18 protein-coding genes and 1 riboswitch are annotated in these 19,680 nt (G+C 67.5%); of the genes, 7 read left to right on the top strand and 11 right to left on the bottom strand.

The features are described from left to right. Nucleotides 1-44 precede the first annotated feature (44 nt). Both RT123_RS04940 and RT123_RS04945 read left to right on the top strand, forming a co-directional pair. Nucleotides 45-515, top strand: a complete 471-nt coding sequence (locus RT123_RS04940) for a TadE/TadG family type IV pilus assembly protein (RefSeq protein WP_295225263.1) — start codon at nucleotides 45-47, stop codon at nucleotides 513-515. 35 nt (nucleotides 516-550) lie between these two features. Then, nucleotides 551-1,066, top strand: coding sequence for a TadE/TadG family type IV pilus assembly protein (locus RT123_RS04945; RefSeq protein ID WP_295217879.1), 516 nt, complete (start codon nucleotides 551-553; stop codon nucleotides 1,064-1,066). A 2-nt stretch (nucleotides 1,067-1,068) separates the two neighbouring features. On the opposite strand, the gene RT123_RS04950 is transcribed toward RT123_RS04945, so the two are convergent. The 7 genes from RT123_RS04950 to RT123_RS04980 form a co-directional block, all read right to left on the bottom strand. Then, nucleotides 1,069-2,376 (bottom strand): anthranilate synthase component I family protein, encoded by a 1,308-nt coding sequence (locus RT123_RS04950; RefSeq protein ID WP_313008157.1) that lies wholly within the window; start codon nucleotides 2,374-2,376, stop codon nucleotides 1,069-1,071. Further along, nucleotides 2,373-3,152: a tyrosine-protein phosphatase gene (locus tag RT123_RS04955; protein WP_313008159.1), complete on the bottom strand. Its 780-nt coding sequence runs from the start codon at nucleotides 3,150-3,152 to the stop codon at nucleotides 2,373-2,375. The genes RT123_RS04950 and RT123_RS04955 overlap by 4 nt, the downstream gene beginning before the upstream one ends. 21 nt (nucleotides 3,153-3,173) lie before the next feature. After that, complete coding sequence (locus RT123_RS04960; RefSeq protein WP_039243973.1) at nucleotides 3,174-3,476, bottom strand: winged helix-turn-helix domain-containing protein; 303 nt, start codon at nucleotides 3,474-3,476, stop codon at nucleotides 3,174-3,176. A gap of 2 nt (nucleotides 3,477-3,478) precedes the next feature. Beyond that, a complete protein-coding gene (locus tag RT123_RS04965) occupies nucleotides 3,479-4,102 on the bottom strand; it encodes a hypothetical protein (RefSeq protein ID WP_240893606.1) in 624 nt (207 codons plus the stop codon). A gap of 140 nt (nucleotides 4,103-4,242) precedes the next feature. Then, nucleotides 4,243-4,422, bottom strand: a complete 180-nt coding sequence (locus tag RT123_RS04970; RefSeq protein WP_039243970.1) for a DUF1328 domain-containing protein — start codon at nucleotides 4,420-4,422, stop codon at nucleotides 4,243-4,245. A 97-nt stretch (nucleotides 4,423-4,519) separates the two neighbouring features. Next, nucleotides 4,520-4,930, bottom strand: a complete 411-nt coding sequence (locus RT123_RS04975) for a hypothetical protein (protein WP_039243969.1) — start codon at nucleotides 4,928-4,930, stop codon at nucleotides 4,520-4,522. Continuing rightward, nucleotides 4,930-5,274: a YqjD family protein gene (locus RT123_RS04980; protein ID WP_017506144.1), complete on the bottom strand. Its 345-nt coding sequence runs from the start codon at nucleotides 5,272-5,274 to the stop codon at nucleotides 4,930-4,932. Before RT123_RS04980 ends, RT123_RS04975 begins: the two co-directional genes overlap by 1 nt. 137 nt (nucleotides 5,275-5,411) lie before the next feature. On the opposite strand from RT123_RS04980, the gene RT123_RS04985 reads away from it, so the two are divergent. The 3 genes from RT123_RS04985 to RT123_RS04995 all read left to right on the top strand — a co-directional run bounded on the left by RT123_RS04985 (nucleotide 5,412) and on the right by RT123_RS04995 (nucleotide 7,728). Then, nucleotides 5,412-6,080 carry a fumarylacetoacetate hydrolase family protein gene (locus tag RT123_RS04985; RefSeq protein WP_313008162.1) on the top strand — a complete coding sequence of 223 codons (669 nt, stop codon included), beginning with the start codon at nucleotides 5,412-5,414 and terminating at the stop codon, nucleotides 6,078-6,080. Continuing rightward, nucleotides 6,077-6,712, top strand: a complete 636-nt coding sequence (gene maiA, locus RT123_RS04990) for a maleylacetoacetate isomerase (protein WP_313008163.1) — start codon at nucleotides 6,077-6,079, stop codon at nucleotides 6,710-6,712. The genes RT123_RS04985 and maiA overlap by 4 nt, the downstream gene beginning before the upstream one ends. Before the next feature lie 95 nt (nucleotides 6,713-6,807). Continuing rightward, entirely contained in the window at nucleotides 6,808-7,728 is a 921-nt protein-coding gene (locus RT123_RS04995; protein WP_313008164.1) for an aldo/keto reductase, read from the top strand. Here the strand turns inward: RT123_RS04995 and RT123_RS05000 are convergent. Next, nucleotides 7,712-9,535 carry a TonB-dependent receptor domain-containing protein gene (locus RT123_RS05000; RefSeq protein WP_313008165.1) on the bottom strand — a complete coding sequence of 608 codons (1,824 nt, stop codon included), beginning with the start codon at nucleotides 9,533-9,535 and terminating at the stop codon, nucleotides 7,712-7,714. The two genes, RT123_RS04995 and RT123_RS05000, sit on opposite strands and share 17 nt — an antisense overlap. Before the next feature lie 146 nt (nucleotides 9,536-9,681). Then, nucleotides 9,682-9,890: riboswitch (cobalamin riboswitch) on the bottom strand. Nucleotides 9,891-10,018: 128 nt separating this feature from the next. On the opposite strand from RT123_RS05000, the gene mutS reads away from it, so the two are divergent. Continuing rightward, complete coding sequence (mutS, locus tag RT123_RS05005) at nucleotides 10,019-12,637, top strand: DNA mismatch repair protein MutS (RefSeq protein WP_409514888.1); 2,619 nt, start codon at nucleotides 10,019-10,021, stop codon at nucleotides 12,635-12,637. A 188-nt stretch (nucleotides 12,638-12,825) separates the two neighbouring features. Here the strand turns inward: mutS and lpdA are convergent, their stop codons facing one another. Further along, nucleotides 12,826-14,232 carry a dihydrolipoyl dehydrogenase gene (lpdA, locus tag RT123_RS05010; RefSeq protein ID WP_313008168.1) on the bottom strand — a complete coding sequence of 469 codons (1,407 nt, stop codon included), beginning with the start codon at nucleotides 14,230-14,232 and terminating at the stop codon, nucleotides 12,826-12,828. Nucleotides 14,233-14,410: 178 nt separating this feature from the next. Next, nucleotides 14,411-17,281, bottom strand: coding sequence for a TonB-dependent receptor (locus RT123_RS05015; RefSeq protein WP_313008169.1), 2,871 nt, complete (start codon nucleotides 17,279-17,281; stop codon nucleotides 14,411-14,413). 241 nt (nucleotides 17,282-17,522) lie between these two features. Between RT123_RS05015 and RT123_RS05020 the strand changes: the two genes are divergently transcribed. Then, nucleotides 17,523-18,623 (top strand): phytase, encoded by a 1,101-nt coding sequence (locus RT123_RS05020; RefSeq protein WP_313008170.1) that lies wholly within the window; start codon nucleotides 17,523-17,525, stop codon nucleotides 18,621-18,623. A gap of 41 nt (nucleotides 18,624-18,664) precedes the next feature. On the opposite strand, the gene RT123_RS05025 is transcribed toward RT123_RS05020, so the two are convergent. Further along, nucleotides 18,665-19,615 carry a hypothetical protein gene (locus RT123_RS05025; RefSeq protein ID WP_313008171.1) on the bottom strand — a complete coding sequence of 317 codons (951 nt, stop codon included), beginning with the start codon at nucleotides 19,613-19,615 and terminating at the stop codon, nucleotides 18,665-18,667. Nucleotides 19,616-19,680 lie beyond the last annotated feature (65 nt).

Here is a 19,680-nt window from a genome sequence, read left to right on the forward strand (position 1 = left end):
CACGCTCGGCGCGCTCGAAGCGCAGGCGCGAAGGCGCGGCCGCCGTGGAATTCGCCATGGTCGCCATCCCCTTCTTCCTGATGATCTTCTCCATCCTGGAGCTGGGCGTGGTCTTCGTGCTGGACTCGGTGCTGGAGACGGCGACGATGGAAAGCGGCCGCCTGATCCGCACGGGTCAGGCCAAGGACCAGAACTTCGACAAGGAGAAGTTCAAGACCCAGGTCTGCGACAAGATGGTGGTCTTCAAGTCCGACTGCGCGAACCGAATGACGGTGGACGTGCGCGTCATACCGAAGTTTTCATCTCCGAACGTGCCAGACCCCATCACCAACAACGCCATGGATCCGTCCAAGACCACCTATGACGGCGGTCAGGCAGGGTCGTTGATCCTCGTTCGCGTCTGGTACACCCATCCGCTAGTCACGCCCTTGCTGAGCCAGGCCGTTTCGCGCGTCGGTCCGGGCAAGGTGTTGATGACCGCGACGACCGCCTTCCGTAACGAGCCTTGGCAATGAGGCGCGGGCTGGCTCGCTTCTGCGGGCATCTTCGGATGCTCCGGCATGACGTTCGTGGTGTCGCCGCGGTCGAGTTCGCCTTCCTCGCGCCGATCCTGATCCTGTTCTACTTCGGCATGGTGGAGTTCTGTCAGGGCTATATGGCCCTGAAGCGCACGGGGCACGTCTCGTCCATGGTCGCCGACCTGGTGTCTCAAAGCGACAGCGTGACCAAGACCGATCTCACGGACGTCTTCGCCATCGGCGACCTGATCATGGCGCCCTTCGCCGCAACGCCTCTGACCCAGCGCGTCAGCAGCGTAACCCGCGTCAACGCCACGACCTACAAGGTGGACTGGAGCGTCGGTAAGGGCGTGACGTCAAAACTGACCGTCGCCGAAGCGAAAATTCCTTCGGACATGCTGGAAGAGGGTGAGTCCGTTATCGTCGCCGAAGCCTTCTACGACTACAGCTCGCCCTTCGATCAGGTCGCGCCCTATGTGACCAAGTTCAGCCGCATGTCCTATCTGCGCCCCCGGACCGTCGACACGATCACCTGCAGCAACTGTTGAGCTCAGACGCCGACCAACGCCTGTCGCATCGCTGAAATCTTGACGTCCGTTTCCGCCTCTTCGGCGGCCGGATCGCTGTCGGCGACGATGCCGGCGCCGGCGAGGGTGCGATAGTTCCAGACGCCGTCTTTCCGTTGGAAACCGGCGGTCCGGATCAAGACCGATGCGGTCAGGGCGCCGTTGTCGCCAATCAGGAACAACGACCCGCACCAGGGTCCGCGCGGCCGTTCGTGCGCGGCGATCACCTTCATCGCCTGATGTTTGGGCGCGCCGGTGATCGAGCCGGGCGGGAAGGTCGCTTCCAGCAGGTCGGCTGGACCCACTGCGGGCTGGGCCTCGCCCGTCACGGTCGAGACCAGATGATGCACCGTCGGGTGCTGCTCGACTTCGAACAGGGTCTCCACCTGGACCGATCCGGGCCGTGACACGCGCGCCAGATCGTTGCGCATCAGGTCCACGATCATCAGATTCTCCGCGCGATCCTTCAGGCTGGCCCGAAGCTCGCTCGCCAGGGCCTGGTCCTGGTCGAAATCGTCCGCGCGTGGGCGCGTGCCCTTGATCGGACGCGCCTCGATGCGGCGGCTGGCGGGATCGAGGGCGAGGAACAGTTCGGGGGAGTTCGACACCAGCGCCCGATCCCCGACCCGCCAATAAGCCCCGAACGGCGACGCCCGCTCCTTTTGCAGCCGCAGGAAGACCTCGAACGGATCGCGGCCGAGGCTTAGCTCCCCGGACCAGGCCCGGGCGATATTGGCCTGGAACAGCTCACCCGCCCCGATGCGCTGCACCACATCCGCGACCGCGTCGCGGTAGGCGCTCGCCGGCGCCTCGGCCTCGAACCGGTCGGCCGGCGCGGAGGGGGTCACGACCGGTGCGGCCATCGTCAGCCAGGTCAGGGCCCGCTCGGCCACCGCCGTCGCCTGCTCCGCCGTCGCACCTCTTCCCGTGGCGCATACTGAGCGCCTTTGATGATCGAAGCTCAGCATGGCGGGATAGCGGGCCAGCATCAGATCGGGCCAGATCGTCTCGCGCGGTCCGGTGGCCGGCCGGGCGCCCGCGTCATAGGCGGCCAGACCGACAACACCGGCGGCAAACAGCGGATCCCGCAGCGCCTTGAACGGCGCGGCGTCATCCACAGGACCGACGCGCACCGCGTCCGGCGCCTGGGCGACATGGGACCAGCGGCCGCCCGGCCCGCCGTCCGACAGCAGGGCCAAGGCGCCGTCGCCGCCGCCGAGACCCGCCGCCACCTCCACCGGGTCGACCCAAGGCGCGTCGCGCGTGACGGTGTGGCTGAATACCTCGCTCACGCGGTCAGCCGCTCCAGGATCCGATCACGGCGCGCCGCATCTACGCCCAGCGCCTCCTTCAGATAGGCGTCCACCGATCCGTGCCGCGCCTCGACCTCGGCGAAGGCGGCGTCCAGATAGGCGGCCTCGACCCCCAGGAAGGCGACGATCGCGTCGTCCGAGGCCACCCGACCCGTCATCTTGTGCAGCTGTTTGGCGATGCCGGGTGCCCGGCCCGCCAGATCGACGGCGGTGTTGGTCAGCAGATAGTCCTCGACCATGTCGTCGCGCGACACGCCCAGCAGATGGTGGGTCAGGGCGGCGAGAAACCCTGTCCGGTCCTTGCCCGCCGCGCAATGGATCACCACGGGCCGGTCTTGATCCGCCAGCGCCTGAAAATAGCGGCCGAACACATCTTGATGCGAGGTGTCGAACGGCAGGCTGCGATAGGTCTGGGTCATGAAGCGCCGCCCCGACTCTGGCGTCAGGTCGGCGGTCTTCAGAAAGGTGATGTGCGGCGCCTCGGCCCCGTCGTCCACGCCGCCTTCGATGATCTGCCCGCTGAAGCCGTCGGGCCGGCGCGACGGCTGATCGCGGCGCTCGCCGGGTCGGCGCAGATCGACCACAGCTCCGATGTCCAGCGCCTTCAGCCGCTCCAGGTCCGCCTCGCTGGCCCGGGCGTGGTGGGCCGAACGCAGCAGTCTACCGGGCTTTACGCGCCGCCTGGCCGCCGTGGCGTAGTCGCCATAGTCGCGAAAGTTGTCGATGGCCTCGAAGGCGTGAAGGCGGTCGGTCATGACCGCGCTTCTAGCCTATGTTCACCGCTCTGGCAGCAGACCCGCCATGGCGTCCAGATAGGCGACGAAGGCGTCGCGTCCCTGATCGGTCAGACTGGCCTCCGTCAGCGGCTTGCGACCGTTGAAACTCTTGGAGACGGCGACGAAACCCGCCTCTTCCAGCTTTCGCAGATGGACCGACAGATTGCCGTCCGTCGTCTGCAACCGGGTCTTCAGCGTGGTGAAGTCGGCCGATCCGGCCCCGGACAGATAGGCCATGATCCCCAGCCGGATGCGCCCGTGAATGACGTCGTCGATCCGGCTGATGTCGAAGTCGTCGGCCATGCTCAGACCACCTCCGACGGTTCCTGACGCATCAGGACGATGCCGGGGACCAGGGCCACGGCCAACAGGATCACGGCGAAGACCGGATAGATCGTGGCGCTGCCCATGAACCAGGCGACGGCGACGGCGCCGACGTAGGAAGCCAAGGCCGTGTAGGACATCCAGCGCGTTTTGGTCATGGCCGCGCCGATCATCCAGGCCGAACCATAGGCGACCAGAACCACTGTGGGCATCACCGCCATCCAGGACCACTGGCCGGTCTTTAGGGATAGAGCGACAAGCGCCAGCCAGGTGACGAAAATCCCGTAACCCACGCCCTCCCACGCCGCGCCGACCGCCTTGTTGCCGGCCGAGTTGACGCCGGGCTTCTTTTGTATGCGGCCGATCAGGACGGTCAGGGCGATGGCGAACACCACGCCGGCGACGATCCAAACCCACAGTTGGGACCAGGGGTTCAGCCGAACGAGGCCCGACTGGATGGCCCATTGGATCAGACTGGTCGTTCCGAACACGATCCCGGCCGTCACCAGGATCGGGCCGGCCAGAAGCGGCGCATGCCGCCCCTCGTGGGCCAGGCTGCGCATATAGGCGATGTCGTCCTGAATGGCTTGGGTCTCGCGGGTCATGATGCTCTCCTCCTCGAACCGTTGAGACAGGATCGCCCATTTGCTTTGCTTTGTAAAGTTCTTTCTTCCGGGATCACGCTGCGCATGAAAAAGGGGCGAAGCCTTCGGCTCCGCCCCTCGCTCGACTTGGTGTCTTCAGCCTAAAGTCGCGGCGCGCCGCGTCCACGCAGTCCGCCGGCCACCAGGGCGATGACGAACAGGATAATGGCCACGACGGCGACGAACTTGGCGATCTCGAACGAGAAGTTCGCAATGCCGCCGAAGCCGAGAACGGCCGCGACAAGGGCCACGACGAGGAAGATAATTGCCCAGCGCATCATGGGTTTAGCTCTCCTGAGTTGATGTTGCCGTCGGCGACCCGGGAGCCGTTCGTCGGTCTGCATCATCAACGCCAGGGTCGCCTGGCCGTTCCATCGCCTATCGACGGCGACGACGCGAATAGCCGCCCTGATCCATCTTGCGATCCGCGACCATGCTGGCGACGATCGCCGCCAGGGCCGGGTTGCGCAGCAGCAGGAAGGCCGCGCCCAAACCGCCCACGGCGCCCACGACCGGACGCTCGCGCACGATGTGGATGATCTTGCCCATCAGTCCCTCCGGCTCGTCCTCTTCGTCCGCCTCGTCGTGCTTGTCGCCCTTCAGGAACACCAGCGCCACGATCAGGGCGACAAGGGCGAACAGACCGAACGTCACAGCCGCTGCGCCGAGCGGCGTCAGCGTCAGGCTGAGCGCATAGAAGATGGCCACGCCAAGGAACACGACGGCCAGAAAGACGCTGGCGGCGACGACGGCCGTCGCCACCAGCTTTTTGACGATGCTCTTGAACATCAGCGGCGGCGGCCGGCCAGCAGCATGCCGAGGATGACGCCGACGCCGAGCGCCACGGCGGTCGATTGCAGCGGACGCTCCTGCACGCGTTCGACGACATAGCGTTGCGCCTCGTCGAAGCGTTCGGCGGCGTCGTCGTAATATTCGCGACCCTTCACGCGGGCCTCGTCGTAATAGCTGCGGGCCTGCTCGCGGACTTCGTCGCTCTTGGCGCGCAGCTTGGCTTCGGCCTCGGCGGCCTTGTCGCGCAGGCGTTGGGTCTCTTCGCGGGCGCCGGTCTTCAGATCCTCCTTGAGGGTCTTCAGGTCGGCCTTGATGTCTTCTCGGGCCTTGGTGGTGGCCATGGTGCGCGCTCCGTTGAAAGCTTGGCGGTAGAATAGAGAACCCCGTGTTGCAACGCCACATGCGCAACGAGGTTCCTTTAGTTGGGCCGGGCGTCCGCCTCTCGCCACAGGCTTTTCGCCGCACTAGAACGGTCGCCATGACCCAATGGCTGTTCGCGCCCCGCCCCGCCCCGTCCTTGCCGATCGTCGGATCGGACCAGCGGTTCCCCGTTCGCCGCATCCTGTGCGTGGGCCAGAACTACGCCGCCCATGCGCGCGAAATGGGGTCGGACCCCGACAAGCAGACGCCCTTCTTCTTCACCAAGCCAGGCGACGCCATCGTCTCGGACGGCGCGAACCCATCCTATCCCTCGGCGACCGCAAACCTGCACTACGAGGCCGAACTGGTCGCTGCGATCGGGCCGGGCGAGGACGGCGGGGTCACTATCGTCGGCTGGGCCGTCGGCTGCGACCTGACCCGCCGTGATCTTCAGGCCGAGGCCAAAAAGGCCGGCCGGCCCTGGGACGCCGCCAAGGGGTTTGATCAGTCCGCGCCCTGCGGGCCCATCACCCTGGGCGACCTGCCTTTCCCCGACGGCGCCATCCGCCTGAGCGTCAATGACGAAACCAGACAGGACAGCGTCCTGAACGACATGATCCTGAACCCCGACCGGATCGTCGCGGCGGCCGCCGCCCTGTGGTCGCTGCAACCCGGCGACCTGATCTTCACCGGCACGCCGTCCGGCGTCGGTCCGGTCAAGCCGGGCGACCGCGTCGTTGTCACCATCGATGGCCTGGAGACGCTCAGCTTCGAGGTGCAGTCGTGATCCTGCACGGCTACTGGCGCTCGGGCGCCAGCTACCGCGTTCGCATCGCTCTGAATCTCAAGGGGATCGGCTACGAAAATGCCGCTCACGACCTGCGCAAGGGCGAACAGAAGACGCCCGACTATGTGGCGCTGAACCCGCAGGGCATGGTCCCCGCCCTTCAGGACGGCGATTTGGTCCTGACCCAGAGCCCGGCCATTCTGGAATGGCTGGAGGAAACCCGCCCCGACCCGGCCCTGCTGCCGAAGGGGGCGAACGACCGAGCGACCGTGCGCGCCATGGCCGCGCTGATCGGCTGCGACATTCATCCGCTCAACAATCTGCGCGTGTTGAAGGCCATCCGGTCTGGGTTCAACGCCGATCAGGCCGCCGTGGACGCCTGGGCGGCCCAGTGGATCGCGCCGGGCTTCGACGCGCTGGAGGCGCTGGTCGCCCGCCACGGCGCCGGCTGGAGCTTCGGCGACGCCCCGACCCTGGTCGATTGTTATTTGATTCCACAGATGTATTCGGCGCGACGCTTCAACATGGACCTGTCGTCCTGGCCGCGCCTGCTGGCGGTCGAACAGATCGCCCTGGCCCACCCCGCCTTCGCCTCGGCCCACCCGGACTTGCAGCCGGACGCCGACGCCTGATTTTCGCCTCAGTGCGCATATCAGCGGTGGATAAGTAGGGTTCGCTTAAGGTCTCGCTCAGCGTCCCTTAAGCATTGGCGATCATAGTGTCGGGCGTGTCGTATTCCCCCGCCACACCTTCGGCGTCGTCGCCCATCCATCGCCTGGCCCTCGCCGTGGTGACCGAGCCCGAGCGCGCGCCCGGCGCCTTCATGAGCGCGCCCTCCGGCGCCCGCGAAGACGCCATGCGTTTTCTGCTGCAAACCGGAGCCGACGCCGGGGTCAAGCTGATCGCCACCCGGCCCGAGGGCGACGGCGAACGCCTGCTGGGTCAGGCCTGGCCCTTCCCCTCGCCTTTCCAGGTTACGGTCCGCACCGTGCCGCTCAGCGAAGGTCTGGACCGGGTCGAGGCCCGCGCTCGCCGCTCGCTGGAGCGGATGGGCCTGCCGCGCGGCGATGTTCTGCTGATTTCCAACGCCGCCGATCTGGCCGGCGCCGAAGGCCGCGCCCTGTGGGATCGCGCCCGCAGCCTGAAGGATCGCGGCCTGTTCCGCCGCATCGGTTTCTGCGCCACGATCGAGGACGGTCCCGCGCTTCTGGCCCGCCGTCTGGAAGCCGATGTGGTCCAGGTGCCGTGCAGCCTGCTGGATCAGCGCGCGGCGCAGGACGGCGTTCTGGAAGCCATCGCCGACACGGGCGCCTCGGTTCATCTGTCTTCGGTCTTCGCCGGCGGCCTGCTGTTTGCGGGCGGCGACGATCTTCCGGCCGAACTGGCCAGTCATGCCCAGGCCCTGTCGCGCACGCGTCGGCGTCTGGCCGAGCAGCGCTGCGATCCGATGCAGGCGGCTTTGGGTTACGCCCTGGCCCTGCCCGGCGTCGACAAGGTCGTGGCCAGCGTCGCCTCCGCCGCCGAACTGCGCGCCATCCTGGCCGCCGCCCACGCCCCCTGTCCCAATCTGGACTGGGCGGCTCTGGCGCTCGAGGCGCCGGCGGCCTTCACCGCCGACGCCCGCGCCCGGATCAGTAGCGCAGCCTGATCCCGACATAGCCGGACCGTCCCGGCTCGCCGTATCCGAACACCTGCTGATAGTGTTCGTCGCCCAGGTTCTCGATCCGCGCCGTCAGGGTGACCTGGTCGGTCAGTTCATAGGCCGCGTTCAGATTGGCGGTGACGAAGCCGTCGCGCGCCACGGTCGAGAAGCCGCCCGAATCGTCCTGATCGCCTTCCGCCCGCACCGTCAGCGCGCCGGACAGACGGTCGCCCGTCCAGCCCAGGGTCGCCGAACCGGCGTGTTCCGGCACACGCAGCAGGCGCGCGCCCGTCGTGCGGTCCGTCGCGTCGGTCCAGGCATAGGCCAGCGTCAGGTCGAACCCGCCGCCCAGCAGGGCGCGGCCTTCCAGCTCGAACCCGTCCGAACGCGTCTTGGCGACGTTGATATAGCGACCGGCCGAGTAGGTGATCTGGTCTTCGACGTTCAGGCGATAGAGGGTCGCCCGCCCATCGAATCGACCGTCGGCCGAGGCCCAGCCCAAGGCGATCTCGACGCTGTCGGCCGTTTCCGGCTTCAGCTCAGGATAGGGCCGCGGCGCAAAGCAGAAGTCGCAGACCGCCTGGCTGACCGTTGGCGACTTGAAGCCCGTGCCGTAGGCGCCCGACAGGATGAAGCCACCGGCCAGGTCGTAGGCCGCCGACACCCGCCCCGTCGTCTTGGAGCCGAAATCGTCGGTGTCGTCGTAACGCAGTCCGCCCGTCAGGTTCAGCGCGCCGACATCGTATTGGGCCACGCCGAACACCGAGGTGATCGAAAGATCGCGCGACAGGCCCGACGACAGGGCCGCCGAGGCCTCGTTCCGCTCCACGCCGAACGCATAGTCGATGTCCTGCGCCTGGCCGTTCGCCTGCCAGCGATAGGCCTGACGGTCGCCGGTGAAGGTCGAGCCGAAGCCGCCGCTGACCGAGCTGCGATCCAGGTCCGACGCCGAGACGCTGAACTGATGCGTCAGGCCGAACGCCTTGGCCGTCACCCGGCCAAAGCCCGACCACTGCTCGCTTTCCTGGATGTCGGCGGTGTCGGCCAGCGCATAGTTCGGCGCCGGGAAGCCGTCGATATCGGCCTTGGATTTGTTCCAGCGCACCGATCCATCGACCTTGACTGCATCGGACAGGACATATCGCCCCTTGGCGCCCAGGGTCGTGCTGCGGAAGCCGTCGGCTTCGGTGTTGCCGTCCGCCTCGTCCGCCGCCGAAATCCCGTCGGTGTCGAAGCGCGACGCATAGGCGCTGAAGGCGTAGGTTTCGTTGGCGACGCCCGCCGACACGCGGCCGCGCACGGTGTCGAAGCTGCCGGCCTCAGCCTCGGCGCGCAGGCCGTCGATCTCTTGCGTCGTGAAGGAAATCACCCCGCCGATGGCGTCGGATCCCCACAGCGACGACTGCGGGCCGCTCAGCACTTCGATTCGCGCGATGTCGGCCAGTTCGAAGCTGGAGAAGTCATAGGCGCCGTTCGGCTCGGCCGCATCGTTGACCGGCGCGCCGTCGACCAGGACCAGGGTCTTACCCGGCGTCGCGCCGCGCATCCGCACCTGGGCTACACCGCCAAAGGCGCCCGAACGCGTCACCGACAGACCCGGCACATCGGCCAGGATGTCGGCGGCGAAGATCGCGCCGCGCTGTTCGATGGTCTTGGCGTCGATGACGCGGGCGCCGGGCGTGTCGGCGACGATGGCCGGGATGCGGGTGGCGGTGACGATCACCTCGTCCAGCTGGGTCGCGTCCTCGGCAAAGGCAGGCGCGGCGAAGGTGACCGCAATCGCGGCCGTCGAGAGAAGAATGGAACGCTTCATTGAGCGATACCCCCGTGTTCGGTCCCGCGAATGCGCGCGAGAGACCGTCATGAGCGAACCGACCCGCCAGACCGCTTAGGGGTCTGGACGGCGCAAGGTCGGGTCGCTTCCACGGAGAAACCGCGCTGCTGTCTGGTCCCGGACAGAAGCGAGCGACGTCGGCGGCCAGGTCTCCTGGCTTGCGGGTCGTAAACCGCCGTCCTCGCCTTCCCAGTTTCCCAGTGGCGCCGGGATCGAAACCCCGGACGGACGACGCTCTCGCCGCCTACAGTTGCGGGCACAGCCACGGCGTCACACCGTGTTCCCTTAACCGCCTGGCGCGGTCTATCGCAATGGCGACAAGACTGTGCAAGGGCCGTTCAACGGCCTTGAGCCGCCGGGCGCGATCCGTCACCCTGTGGCCACATGAACGCGCCCGCCAAATTCCCCGATAATGGGCATCCCCCGGAAATCGCCGCCTCGCTGGAAGGCGCGACGCCGTTCATGGCGCAATATCTGACGGCCAAGGCGGGCCAGCCGGACGCCATCCTGTTCTTCCGCATGGGTGACTTCTACGAGCTGTTCTTCAAGGACGCCGAGGTCGCGGCGGCGGCGCTCGGCATCACCCTGACCAAGCGGGGCAAGCATCAGGGCGAGGACATTCCGATGGCCGGCGTGCCGGTCCATGCGATGGAGGGCTATCTCGCCCGCCTGATCCGCATCGGCCACAAGGTCGCCATCTGCGAACAGCTGGAAGACCCGGCGGAGGCCAAGAAGCGCGGCGGCAAGGCCGTGGTGCATCGCGGCGTGGTCCGGGTTGTCACCCCCGGCACCCTGACCGAAGACAGCCTGCTGGACGCGCGCGGCGCCAATCGTCTGGCGGCGGTCGCGGTGCGTAAAGGTCGGGCGGCCGTCGCCGTGGTCGAACTGTCGTCGGGCGCGGTCGACAGCGTCGCCTGCGCCATCGAGGATCTGGGCGCGGCCCTGGCCGCCTTCCGCCCGTCCGAAGTCCTGGTCACCGACCGGATGTATTCGGACGAGGCGACGCGTGACGCCCTGGACGGATCGGGCGGCGTGGTCCAGGCGCTGGCCGGCGCCATCGCCGAACCCCAGGCCGCGCGCGCCCGCGTCGAACGGCTGTACGGCGTCTCGGCGCTCGACGGCTTCGGCGCCTTCGAAGAGGCCGAGGTCTCGGCGCTGGGTCTGATCGCCGCCTATCTGGAGACGACCCAGGCCGGCAAGGTACCTGCCCTGGCCCCGCCGCGCCGTCTGGGCGAAAGCGGCTTCCTGGCCATCGATCCGGCGACCCGTGCCAGCCTTGAGATCGATCGCACCCAGCGCGGCGAGCGTGAGGGCAGCCTGCTCGCCTGCATCGACCGCACCGTCACCTCGGGCGGCGCCCGGGCCCTGGCCGAACGCATCGCCCGGCCCTTGCGCGATCCGCTGGCTATCAACGAACAGCTCGACGCCGTCGAATGGCTCTTGGACCGCCGCGATCTGCGTCGCGATCTGCGCGACGCGCTGAAGGCCTCCTCCGACATCGCCCGCGCCGTCGGGCGGCTGGCCCTGGGACGTGGCGGACCGCGCGACCTGGCGGCCGTGCGCACCGGCCTGTCGATCGCCGAGGGCGTCGCCGGCCTCTTCGTCGGGCAAGTCGATCCCCTGACCGGCCAGCCGCGCCGCATCGCCTCGGCGCTGGACCGCCTGACCCTGTCGCCCGACGTTTCGCGGCTCAAGGCCGACCTGATCGACGGCCTGGTGGACGAGCCGTCCCATCTGGCGCGCGACGGCGGCTATGTGCGCCCAGATTATCGCCCCGAACTGGACGCCGCCCGCACCCTGCGCGACGACAGCCGCCGCGTCGTCGCCGATCTGGAGGCCCGCGCCGTCGCCGAGTCCGGCGTGCCGTTCAAGATCAAGCACAACGCCGTGCTGGGCTATTTCCTCGAAACCAGTGCCAAAGCCGCCGAGGGCCTACTCCGAGCCGGTCCCGACAGTCCCTTCATCCACCGCCAGACCCTGGCGAACCAGGTCCGCTTCACCACCGTCGAACTGTCGGAGCTGGACGCCAAGATCAGCCAGGCCGGCCACCGGGCTCTCGCCATCGAAGGCGAGACCTTCGAGGGCTGGCGACGCGAGGCCGCCCGCCTGGCCCAGCCGCTACAGGCCGTCGCCGAGGCGCTCGCCGAACTGGACGCCCACGCCGCCCTCGCTGAGTGGGCCCAGGAAGTCGGCGCGACCCGCCCGATCGTGGACGACACCCTGACCTTCTGCGTCGAGGCTGGCCGCCACCCCGTCGTGGAGGCGGCGGTCAAGGCGGGCGGCGATCCCTACACCCCCAACAACGCCCGGCTGGACGGATCGGGCCAGGACGGATCGCGCCTCGCCATCGTCACTGGCCCGAACATGGCCGGTAAATCGACCTTCCTGCGCCAAAACGCGCTTCTGGTGATCCTGGCCCAGGCCGGCGCCTTCGTGCCCGCTCGGTCCATGCGGCTGGGCGTGGTGGACCGTCTGTTCAGTCGCGTCGGCGCCGGCGACGACCTGGCCCGCGGCCGCTCTACCTTCATGATGGAGATGGTCGAGACCGCCGCCATCCTGACCCAGGCCACGCCGCACAGCTTCGTCGTTCTGGATGAGATCGGGCGAGGCACCGCCACATATGATGGTCTGGCCATCGCCTGGGCCACGGCCGAGGCCCTGCACGAGACCAATCGCGCCCGCACCCTGTTCGCCACCCATTATCACGAGCTGGCCCAGCTGGAGACGCGGCTGGACCACGTCTGCAACCTGTCCATGGTCGCGCGCGAGTGGAACGGCGAACTGGTCTTCCTGCACGAAGCGGCGCCCGGCGCGGCCGACCGCTCCTACGGCGTCCAGGTCGCGAAACTGGCCGGCGTCCCCGCCTCCGTCGTCGCCCGCGCCCGCTCGGTGCTGAACCGGCTGGAAGGCGAAAAGGCCGCCGCCGCCCGCCTGGACGACCTGCCCCTGTTCGCCGTCGCCGAGCCGGAACCGATGCGCGGCCCCTCCCCCGTGGAACTGGCGCTTCGCGACGTCGACCCCGACGACCTGACCCCGCGCGAGGCGCTGGAGGCGCTTTATCGGCTGAAGGGTCTAGCCTGAAAATCCTCCCCCGAGCAGCGCAGCGAAACGGGGGAGGGGGACCATGCGCAGCATGGTGGAGGGGGCGGATGCCGCATCCATCGCTTAGGTGGCGACGGCAAACCTGGCATCGACGGCGGAGACGTATTCGCCCCCTCCACCGCTTCGCGGTCCCCCTCCCCCGCCAAGGCGGGGGAGGATCATCAAAATCAGGCCTGCATCATCCAGCCTTCGACATCCATGGCCGCCTGACGGACGGCTTCCGAACGGGTCGGGTGGGCGTGGCAGGTGCGGGCGATGTCTTCCGACGCGCCGCCGAAGCTCATGGTGATGGCCGCCTCGTGGATCATTTCGCCGGCCTGCGGGCCCATGATGTGGACGCCCAGCACCTTGTCAGTCGCCGCGTCGGCCAGAACCTTCACGAAGCCGTCGGTCTCGTGATTGATCTTGGCGCGGCTGTTGGCGGTGAAGGGGAATTTGCCCTTCTTGTACTGAACGCCGGCGGCCTTCAGCTGATCCTCGGTCTGACCGACCCAGGCCACTTCGGGGAAGGTGTAGACGACGCTGGGCACCAGGGCATAGTCGACGTGGCCATACTTGCCGGCGATGGTGTCGATCACGGCGACCGCGTCTTCTTCCGCCTTGTGGGCCAGCATCGGACCGTGGGTCACGTCGCCGATCACCCAGACGCCATCCGCCACCTTGAAGTGGTCATGGTCGATGAAGCCGCGCTTGTCAGGCGTCACGCCGACGCTCTCCAGGCCCAGACCGTCCGTGTACGGACGACGACCGATGGCGACCAGCACCACATCGCCCTTGATCGTCTCGGCGGCGCCGCCGGCCGACGGCTCGACGGTCAATTCCACCCCGTCCTTGCTCGACTTGGCGCCGGTGACCTTGGCGCCCAGTTTGAAGCTCATGCCCTGTTTGGTCAGGGTGCGCTGGAAAGCGGTGGCGACCTCGGTGTCCATGCCGGGCGTGATCCGGTCCAGGAACTCGACCACCGTGACTTCGGCGCCCAGACGACGCCAGACGGAACCCAGCTCCAGGCCGATGATGCCGGCGCCGACCACGATCAGCTTCTTGGGCACGGCCGGCAGCGACAGGGCGCCGGTGGAATCGATGACCTTGCCGTCTTCAAAGGCGACGCCCGGCAGCGGGGTCGGCTCCGAGCCGGTGGCGATGACGATGTTCTTGGCGTCCAGCGTCTGGACCGAGCCGTCGGCGGCGGTCACCTCGACCTTGCCTTTACCGACGATCTTGCCCTTGCCCTTGATCCAGTCGGCCTTGTTCTTCTTGAACAGGAACTCGATCCCTTTGGTCAGGGCGGTGACGCTGTCGTCCTTGGCCTTGTGCATCTGGTCCAGGTGCAGCTTGGGCTGGACCTCGATGCCGATCTTGGCGAATTCGGTGTTTGCGGCGTTCCACAGTTCCGACGCATGCAGCAGGGCCTTGGACGGCATGCAGCCGACGTTCAGGCAGGTGCCGCCCAGCGTCGAACGCATCTCCACGCAGGCGACCTTCAGGCCCAGCTGGCCCGCCCGGATCGCGGCGTTATAGCCGCCAGGGCCTCCGCCGATGATGACGACGTCGTAGGCGGCGGTGGCTTCAGCCATGGTATCCTCTGGTCTTCTGGCGCGCGGGGAAAGGCGCGCGGACACTAGCGCCGACCCCGCACGGGTCAACCGCTGGACCCCATATGGGGCCGCGTTTCCAGCAATTGCAGAGGCGGAAACCACGAAAAAGGGCCGGACGTCGCCGCCCGGCCCCTTCGATCACGTTCGGTCGGCGCGCCTAGAGCTTGAAGCGCACGCCCAGGAAGACGTTGTAGCCGAACTTCTCGTATTCGTAGGTCCGCTCCTTGACGCCGTAGTAGCGGACGCCCGCGCTGTCGGTCAGGTTCTTGGCCTCGCCGAACACTTCCACCCCATTGCCGAAGTCGTAGCTGGCGGTGAAGTCCAGCTGGCCGCGACCCTCGACATAGAGGTCCTTACCGGGGTTGGTCGCGTCGATCGCCTCCAGGAAGTCGCTGCGATGCGTGTAGGAGATGCGGGCACTGAAGCCGTACTGCTCATAGAACAGGGCGGCGTTATAGGTCTCGTCCGACTGGCCCGGCAGCACGAAGGTGTCGCGGCCGGCAAAGGCGCGGCTGGTTTTGATCTCCGCATCCGTCAGCGTGTAGTTGGCGAAGACGCCGAAGCCCGACGCCCAGCCCGGCAGGAAGTCGAACGTCTGCTGCCAGTTGAACTCGATGCCGGCGATATGGCCGTCACGCGCGTTGCGGGCCTCGGTGACCTGGGCGACCGTGGTGGTCGGGGTGACATAGGGCACGCCGTCCGTCACCAGGGTGAAGCGGTAGTTCGACAGGTCCTTGTAGAAGGCGTTGGCCGAAATCACGCCCAGCGGCCGCAGATAGTATTCCAGTCCCGCATCGATGTTGTTCGACAGGGTCGGCTTCAAATCGGGATTGCCGCGCGTGACCGTAGTGCGGCCGCTGTCGGTGGTTTCCAGAACGCGCGGAACGATGTCGGTATAGTCCGGGCGCGAAATGGCGCGGGTCAGGGCGAAACGACCGACCAGCTGATCGCTGAAGCTGTGGCGCAGCGTCAGGTTCGGGAAGAAATCGGTTTGGTCGCGCTCAACCTTGACCGGAGTCTGCGCGCCGGACAGGGCCACGCTGGTCGCCGACCCTTCGAAGTCGGTCTTCTCGACACGCAGGCCGATCAGCACATTGGTCGCGCCGATATCGAACCGAGCCTGGCCGTAACCCGCCAGAATATCTTCCTGCGCCGTATAGTCGGCGGTGATCGACTGCGGAATGCGGCGCACGCCGGCGGCCGGGTCGGGATTGGTCGAGCCGGCCCGGACGCGATCGAAATAGTCGGTCACCAGACCCGCATCGAACTTGAAGCCCAGATTGTAGTCGTAGTTCTGCGACGGACGTTCGCTCAGCAGCGGGGCCAGGGCGCCGGAGCTGGCGGCCGCGCTGCGGTCGCGGAACCGCTCTTCATCCGCCGCCACGTCGCGGGTGCTGTATTTGGCGCCGAACTTCAGCTCGACTTCGCGGCCGCCGATGACGGTGGGCAGCGACAGATTGGTCTTGAACGCCACATCGTCCTGCTCGGTCGTGTTCGAGCGGAAGGTGTTTTCGCGGAAGCTGTAGTTGTTGGCGTTCAGATAGAAGCCCGTCGGCTCGCTGAAGGCCGAATAGGTCGGCTGATAATGGTCGGCCGTGTTGTAGGACAGGGTCGTCGCGCTGGAGCGATAGACCAGCTCGTCGCGGTGCGGATAGGTCTGTTTGCTGTTGGCGAACGACAGGGCGCCGTCCCAGACCGCTCCATTGCCGAACGTCTGCTCGCCCCCCAGCACCAGGGTGGAGATGTCGTTCTCCTGAGTGCGGTGACGCAGCTGCTTGTAGATGCGGGCGTTGTTGAAGGTCGCGCTGGTGTCGGTAGAACCCGGCTGCAACGTGCCGTCGCTGTAGGTGAAGTTCAGCGTGTTGCGGAATTCGTCGTCGCGGAACTGCGCGTAGGAGCCCTTCACCCACAGACGGATCGCGTCGCTGGGCCGCCATTCAAGCGCGCCAGTTACGGCCTTGCGAGTCCGTTCGGTCTCGTAGTCCTTGAACAGGGTGTTCTCCAGACCCCAGATCTGGCCGCCGCCTTGCGCGGCGTTGCGGTTGATCAGAACCCAGCCGTTTTCGACGTTGTCCGGCCGGCGGTTGGTCTCGGAAAAGCTGACCGACACCAGGGCGCCAAAGGTCTGATCCGGACCGAAGACGTTGGACGCCGTGGCGCCCGCGCGTGTGTCCGAACCACCGTAGTCGTTGTAGCTGCCACCCGCATAGCCGCTGACGGCCAGGCGGCGCTTGTCGAAGGGCGAGCGAGTCTTGATGTCCACGGCGCCGGCGATCGAATCGGCGTCCTGGGCCGGCGTCAGGGTCTTGGACACCTCGACGCTGGAGACGATGTCTGACGGCAGGGTGTCCAGATCGACCGCGCGGGTCGTCGGCGACACGGCCGGAATGGCGACCCCGTCCACCGACACGGCGGTGAAGGCGGCCGGCGCGCCGCGCACATTGATGTAGCGCCCTTCGCCCTGGTCGCGCTGGATGGCGATGCCCTGAACCCGTTGCAGCGATTCCGCCACGTTCGGGTCGGGGTAGCGGCCGATGGCGTCGGCCGACAGCACGTTGACCGTGCCGTCGGCGTTCTTCTGCTGGTTCAGCGAACGGGCCACGCCGTCGGTGATGACGCCGGTCACGATCACATCGGCCACGTCCGTCGCAGCCATTCCTCCTGAAGATTGCGCGCCCAGGACGATGGCGACATTGGCGTTCTCGCCCGGCGTCGTGACGACCGTCTGGCTGGTCGAAGGCAGGCCCAGATAGTTGACCTCCAGCACCATGGCGCCGCTGGCGGTCGGAAGGGTGAACTCGCCCTGGGTGTTTGTCACGGCCCGCTGGCTGGTCCCGCGCACCAGAACCTCGGCGCCCGGCAGGGGCGCGCCGGCGGCGTTAATCACCCGGCCGTAGATCACGTCGCCGGCGACCGCAGCTGATGCTGATGCCGAGGCCACGGCGTCGACATCGGCATGGGCGGGCATGGCCAGCGGCGCCAGGATCATCGGCGCGATCGCGGCGCCCATCAGCAGGTTCAGTTTCATGTCAAATCCCCTTCGGCGAGCGACGTTTCGCTTCAGCCGATGGAGGGGCCGCTTAACCCTTGGCGGCGACGCGAAAGCGACGATTCCACGACGCCCCGTTCGCGGTTTTCCGACGGATCGGCGACGCTTGATCCCTTGACGGAACATCAGTCATCGAACCGACGCCGAACCGTCACGCCCGCGCCGTTGACGCGCAGACGGCTTGCCGACAGGGACGCGTCCAGATCGTCCGGAGACCGACATGCGCCCTTCCCTCGCCCGCTCGCTGAGCGCCTGCGCCGCCCTGGCCCTGCTCGCGGCCTGCGCAACGCACGAGGTCGATTATCAGGGCGAGGGCGCGGGCCTGGTCGGTCCGGGCGCCCCGGTTATGGCCGTGCTGGAAACCCCGTCGGTCGGCACGGCGGGTCAGGACGCCGCCGACGACCCCGCCGTATGGGCCAGCGCGTCGCCGGTCACGATCATGGGTCAACAAACCTTCGGCTTCGTCGCCGGCACGGACAAGAAGTCCGGCCTCTATATCTACGGCTTCGACGGCCGGATCCTGCAGTTCCTGCCCGAGGGCCTGCTGAACAACGTCGATGTGGTCGAGGGCCTGTCGGTCGGCGGCCGTCCGCAGGTGGTGCTGGGCGCCAGCGACCGCACGCCGGGCAAGACCGGCATCTCCCTCTACACCTTCGACCCGGCCGGGACAGGCCAGAATGGCGTGCGCTATCGGGGCGCGGTCGCCACCGACGTGGTCGAACCCTACGGCTTCTGCTTTGCGCGGCGCGGCGCCGAGGTCCACGCCATCCTGGTCGGGCACGAGGGCGAGCTTCGCCAGTTCATCCTGGGCGTGGACGCCGCCGGCCAGCCCATGGCGCGCCTGGTCCGCACCGCCGAGATCGGAACCATCTCCGAAGGCTGCGCCGCCGACGAGGCCACCGACGCCCTCTATATCAATGAGGAGAATGTCGGCCTGTGGCGCTATAGCCTGAACCCGGCGTCCGGCGCGGCCCGCACCCTGATCCAGCCCATCGCCAAGGACATCCTGGTCGCCGACGCGGAAGGCCTGACCACCATCACCGACGCCTCGGGCCGCTATCTGATCGCCTCCAGCCAGGGCGACTCCACCTTCCCCGTCTGGCGCATCGACGGCCCGGCGCCGGAGTACAAGGGCCGCTTCAAGATCGTGGACGGCGCGGTGGACGGCGTCACCGGCACCGACGGCTTGGCGGCCGCCAGCGGTCAAGTCGGCCCCTTCCCCGACGGCCTTGTCGTTATCCAGGACGACGTCAACGACGTGGGAACCCAGAATTTCAAATACGTCGACTGGCGCGACATCCGACTGGCGCTGGGGCTGTAGCGGCCGCTCGGCGGCGGTCGATCTCGATCACGTCTCTTTCATCAAGATCCTACGGCATTCAGCGCCGTGCGGGTGCAGTCGGCCATGTCCCTGACGACGTGTCGGCCGATGCAGAACATGTCTTCGTAGCTAGGCTTGGCGGCGGCCAGACACTGGAACAGGTTCAGCTTGGACATCTGCAGGCAGAAGGTGGCGTTCGGATCCTGCAGGACACCGTCGATTCCATCATCTTTCACGCTTTCGCCCAATAGCGCCCGAGCGGCGACGGACAGGGACCGGGCCACCGCCGGTTTATAGGGAGCCGCCAGAGGCGACGTCGGGATCCGAGAGGGTTCGGCGTGGGCAACCTTCAGCAGCGTCTCGCTCTCGACGTCCGACGCCAGCTGCATTGCGGCGGACGCGGCCTTCGCACGCTCCAGCCGCCCCTGTCGGTCCGCGACGGGCTGGCCCGCCCATCGACGGCGCGGATCGCTACGCGCCTGGATCGTATAGGCATCCGCCTCCACCCGATCCGCTGCGGCTTCGATGGCTGCGGCGCCCTCCTCCATGACCTCGGCGATCAGCCCGGCCGCGACGTCTGCGCCAGGCAAGGTCACGGCATAGGCGGGGTCGGCCGTCAGACGGTCCAGGATTTCGCGGCGCTGCGTAGGATCGGCGGCATAGGACCGCACCCCCGCAACGAAGTCCGGCGACTGCATCGCCAGCACCGCTCCATAGGCTACCAGCCCCCGCGCCAACTGCTCGGCGTTGGAAGTCGCTCCGCGCTGCAATGCCGCCTGCACCGCCTCCGCATCGACGAAGCCGCCCTCGAATGTGGCGACATCCCGCATGAAGACCAGATAGACCGACGCCGTCTGCGCCACGCTGTCGTCCAGCTGAATCGAAGGAGGCGGAGGCGGGGGCGGCGCAGGCGGTTCGACCGGCTTGGCGCACCCCGCGATGAGCGCGATCAGGCTCGCGGACGCCGCAATCCGCGCCCAATGCCGATCCATGCGCTTCACAGCATTGCCAGGATGAACACGCCACAGGCGGCCAACACGGCGACGTTTACGGCGGT

Source organism: Brevundimonas vesicularis (assembly GCF_032067225.1).
Lineage (GTDB): Bacteria > Pseudomonadota > Alphaproteobacteria > Caulobacterales > Caulobacteraceae > Brevundimonas > Brevundimonas vesicularis_F.

Excerpts from the sequence above, each read along its gene's own strand:
- RT123_RS05000 (WP_313008165.1), bottom strand. The coding sequence starts at position 9,535 with ATGAAGCGTTCCATTCTTCTCTCGACGGCCGCGATTGCGGTCACCTTC.
- RT123_RS04955 (WP_313008159.1), bottom strand. The coding sequence starts at position 3,152 with ATGACCGACCGCCTTCACGCCTTCGAGGCCATCGACAACTTTCGCGAC.
- RT123_RS05025 (WP_313008171.1), bottom strand. The coding sequence starts at position 19,615 with ATGGATCGGCATTGGGCGCGGATTGCGGCGTCCGCGAGCCTGATCGCG.
- RT123_RS04980 (WP_017506144.1), bottom strand. The coding sequence starts at position 5,274 with ATGGCCACCACCAAGGCCCGAGAAGACATCAAGGCCGACCTGAAGACC.
- RT123_RS04945 (WP_295217879.1), top strand. The coding sequence starts at position 551 with ATGCTCCGGCATGACGTTCGTGGTGTCGCCGCGGTCGAGTTCGCCTTC.
- RT123_RS04960 (WP_039243973.1), bottom strand. The coding sequence starts at position 3,476 with ATGGCCGACGACTTCGACATCAGCCGGATCGACGACGTCATTCACGGG.
- RT123_RS04965 (WP_240893606.1), bottom strand. The coding sequence starts at position 4,102 with ATGACCCGCGAGACCCAAGCCATTCAGGACGACATCGCCTATATGCGC.
- RT123_RS04970 (WP_039243970.1), bottom strand. The coding sequence starts at position 4,422 with ATGATGCGCTGGGCAATTATCTTCCTCGTCGTGGCCCTTGTCGCGGCC.
- RT123_RS04985 (WP_313008162.1), top strand. The coding sequence starts at position 5,412 with ATGACCCAATGGCTGTTCGCGCCCCGCCCCGCCCCGTCCTTGCCGATC.
- mutS (WP_409514888.1), top strand. The coding sequence starts at position 10,019 with ATGGCGCAATATCTGACGGCCAAGGCGGGCCAGCCGGACGCCATCCTG.
- lpdA (WP_313008168.1), bottom strand. The coding sequence starts at position 14,232 with ATGGCTGAAGCCACCGCCGCCTACGACGTCGTCATCATCGGCGGAGGC.
- RT123_RS05020 (WP_313008170.1), top strand. The coding sequence starts at position 17,523 with ATGCGCCCTTCCCTCGCCCGCTCGCTGAGCGCCTGCGCCGCCCTGGCC.
- RT123_RS05015 (WP_313008169.1), bottom strand. The coding sequence starts at position 17,281 with ATGAAACTGAACCTGCTGATGGGCGCCGCGATCGCGCCGATGATCCTG.
- RT123_RS04975 (WP_039243969.1), bottom strand. The coding sequence starts at position 4,930 with ATGTTCAAGAGCATCGTCAAAAAGCTGGTGGCGACGGCCGTCGTCGCC.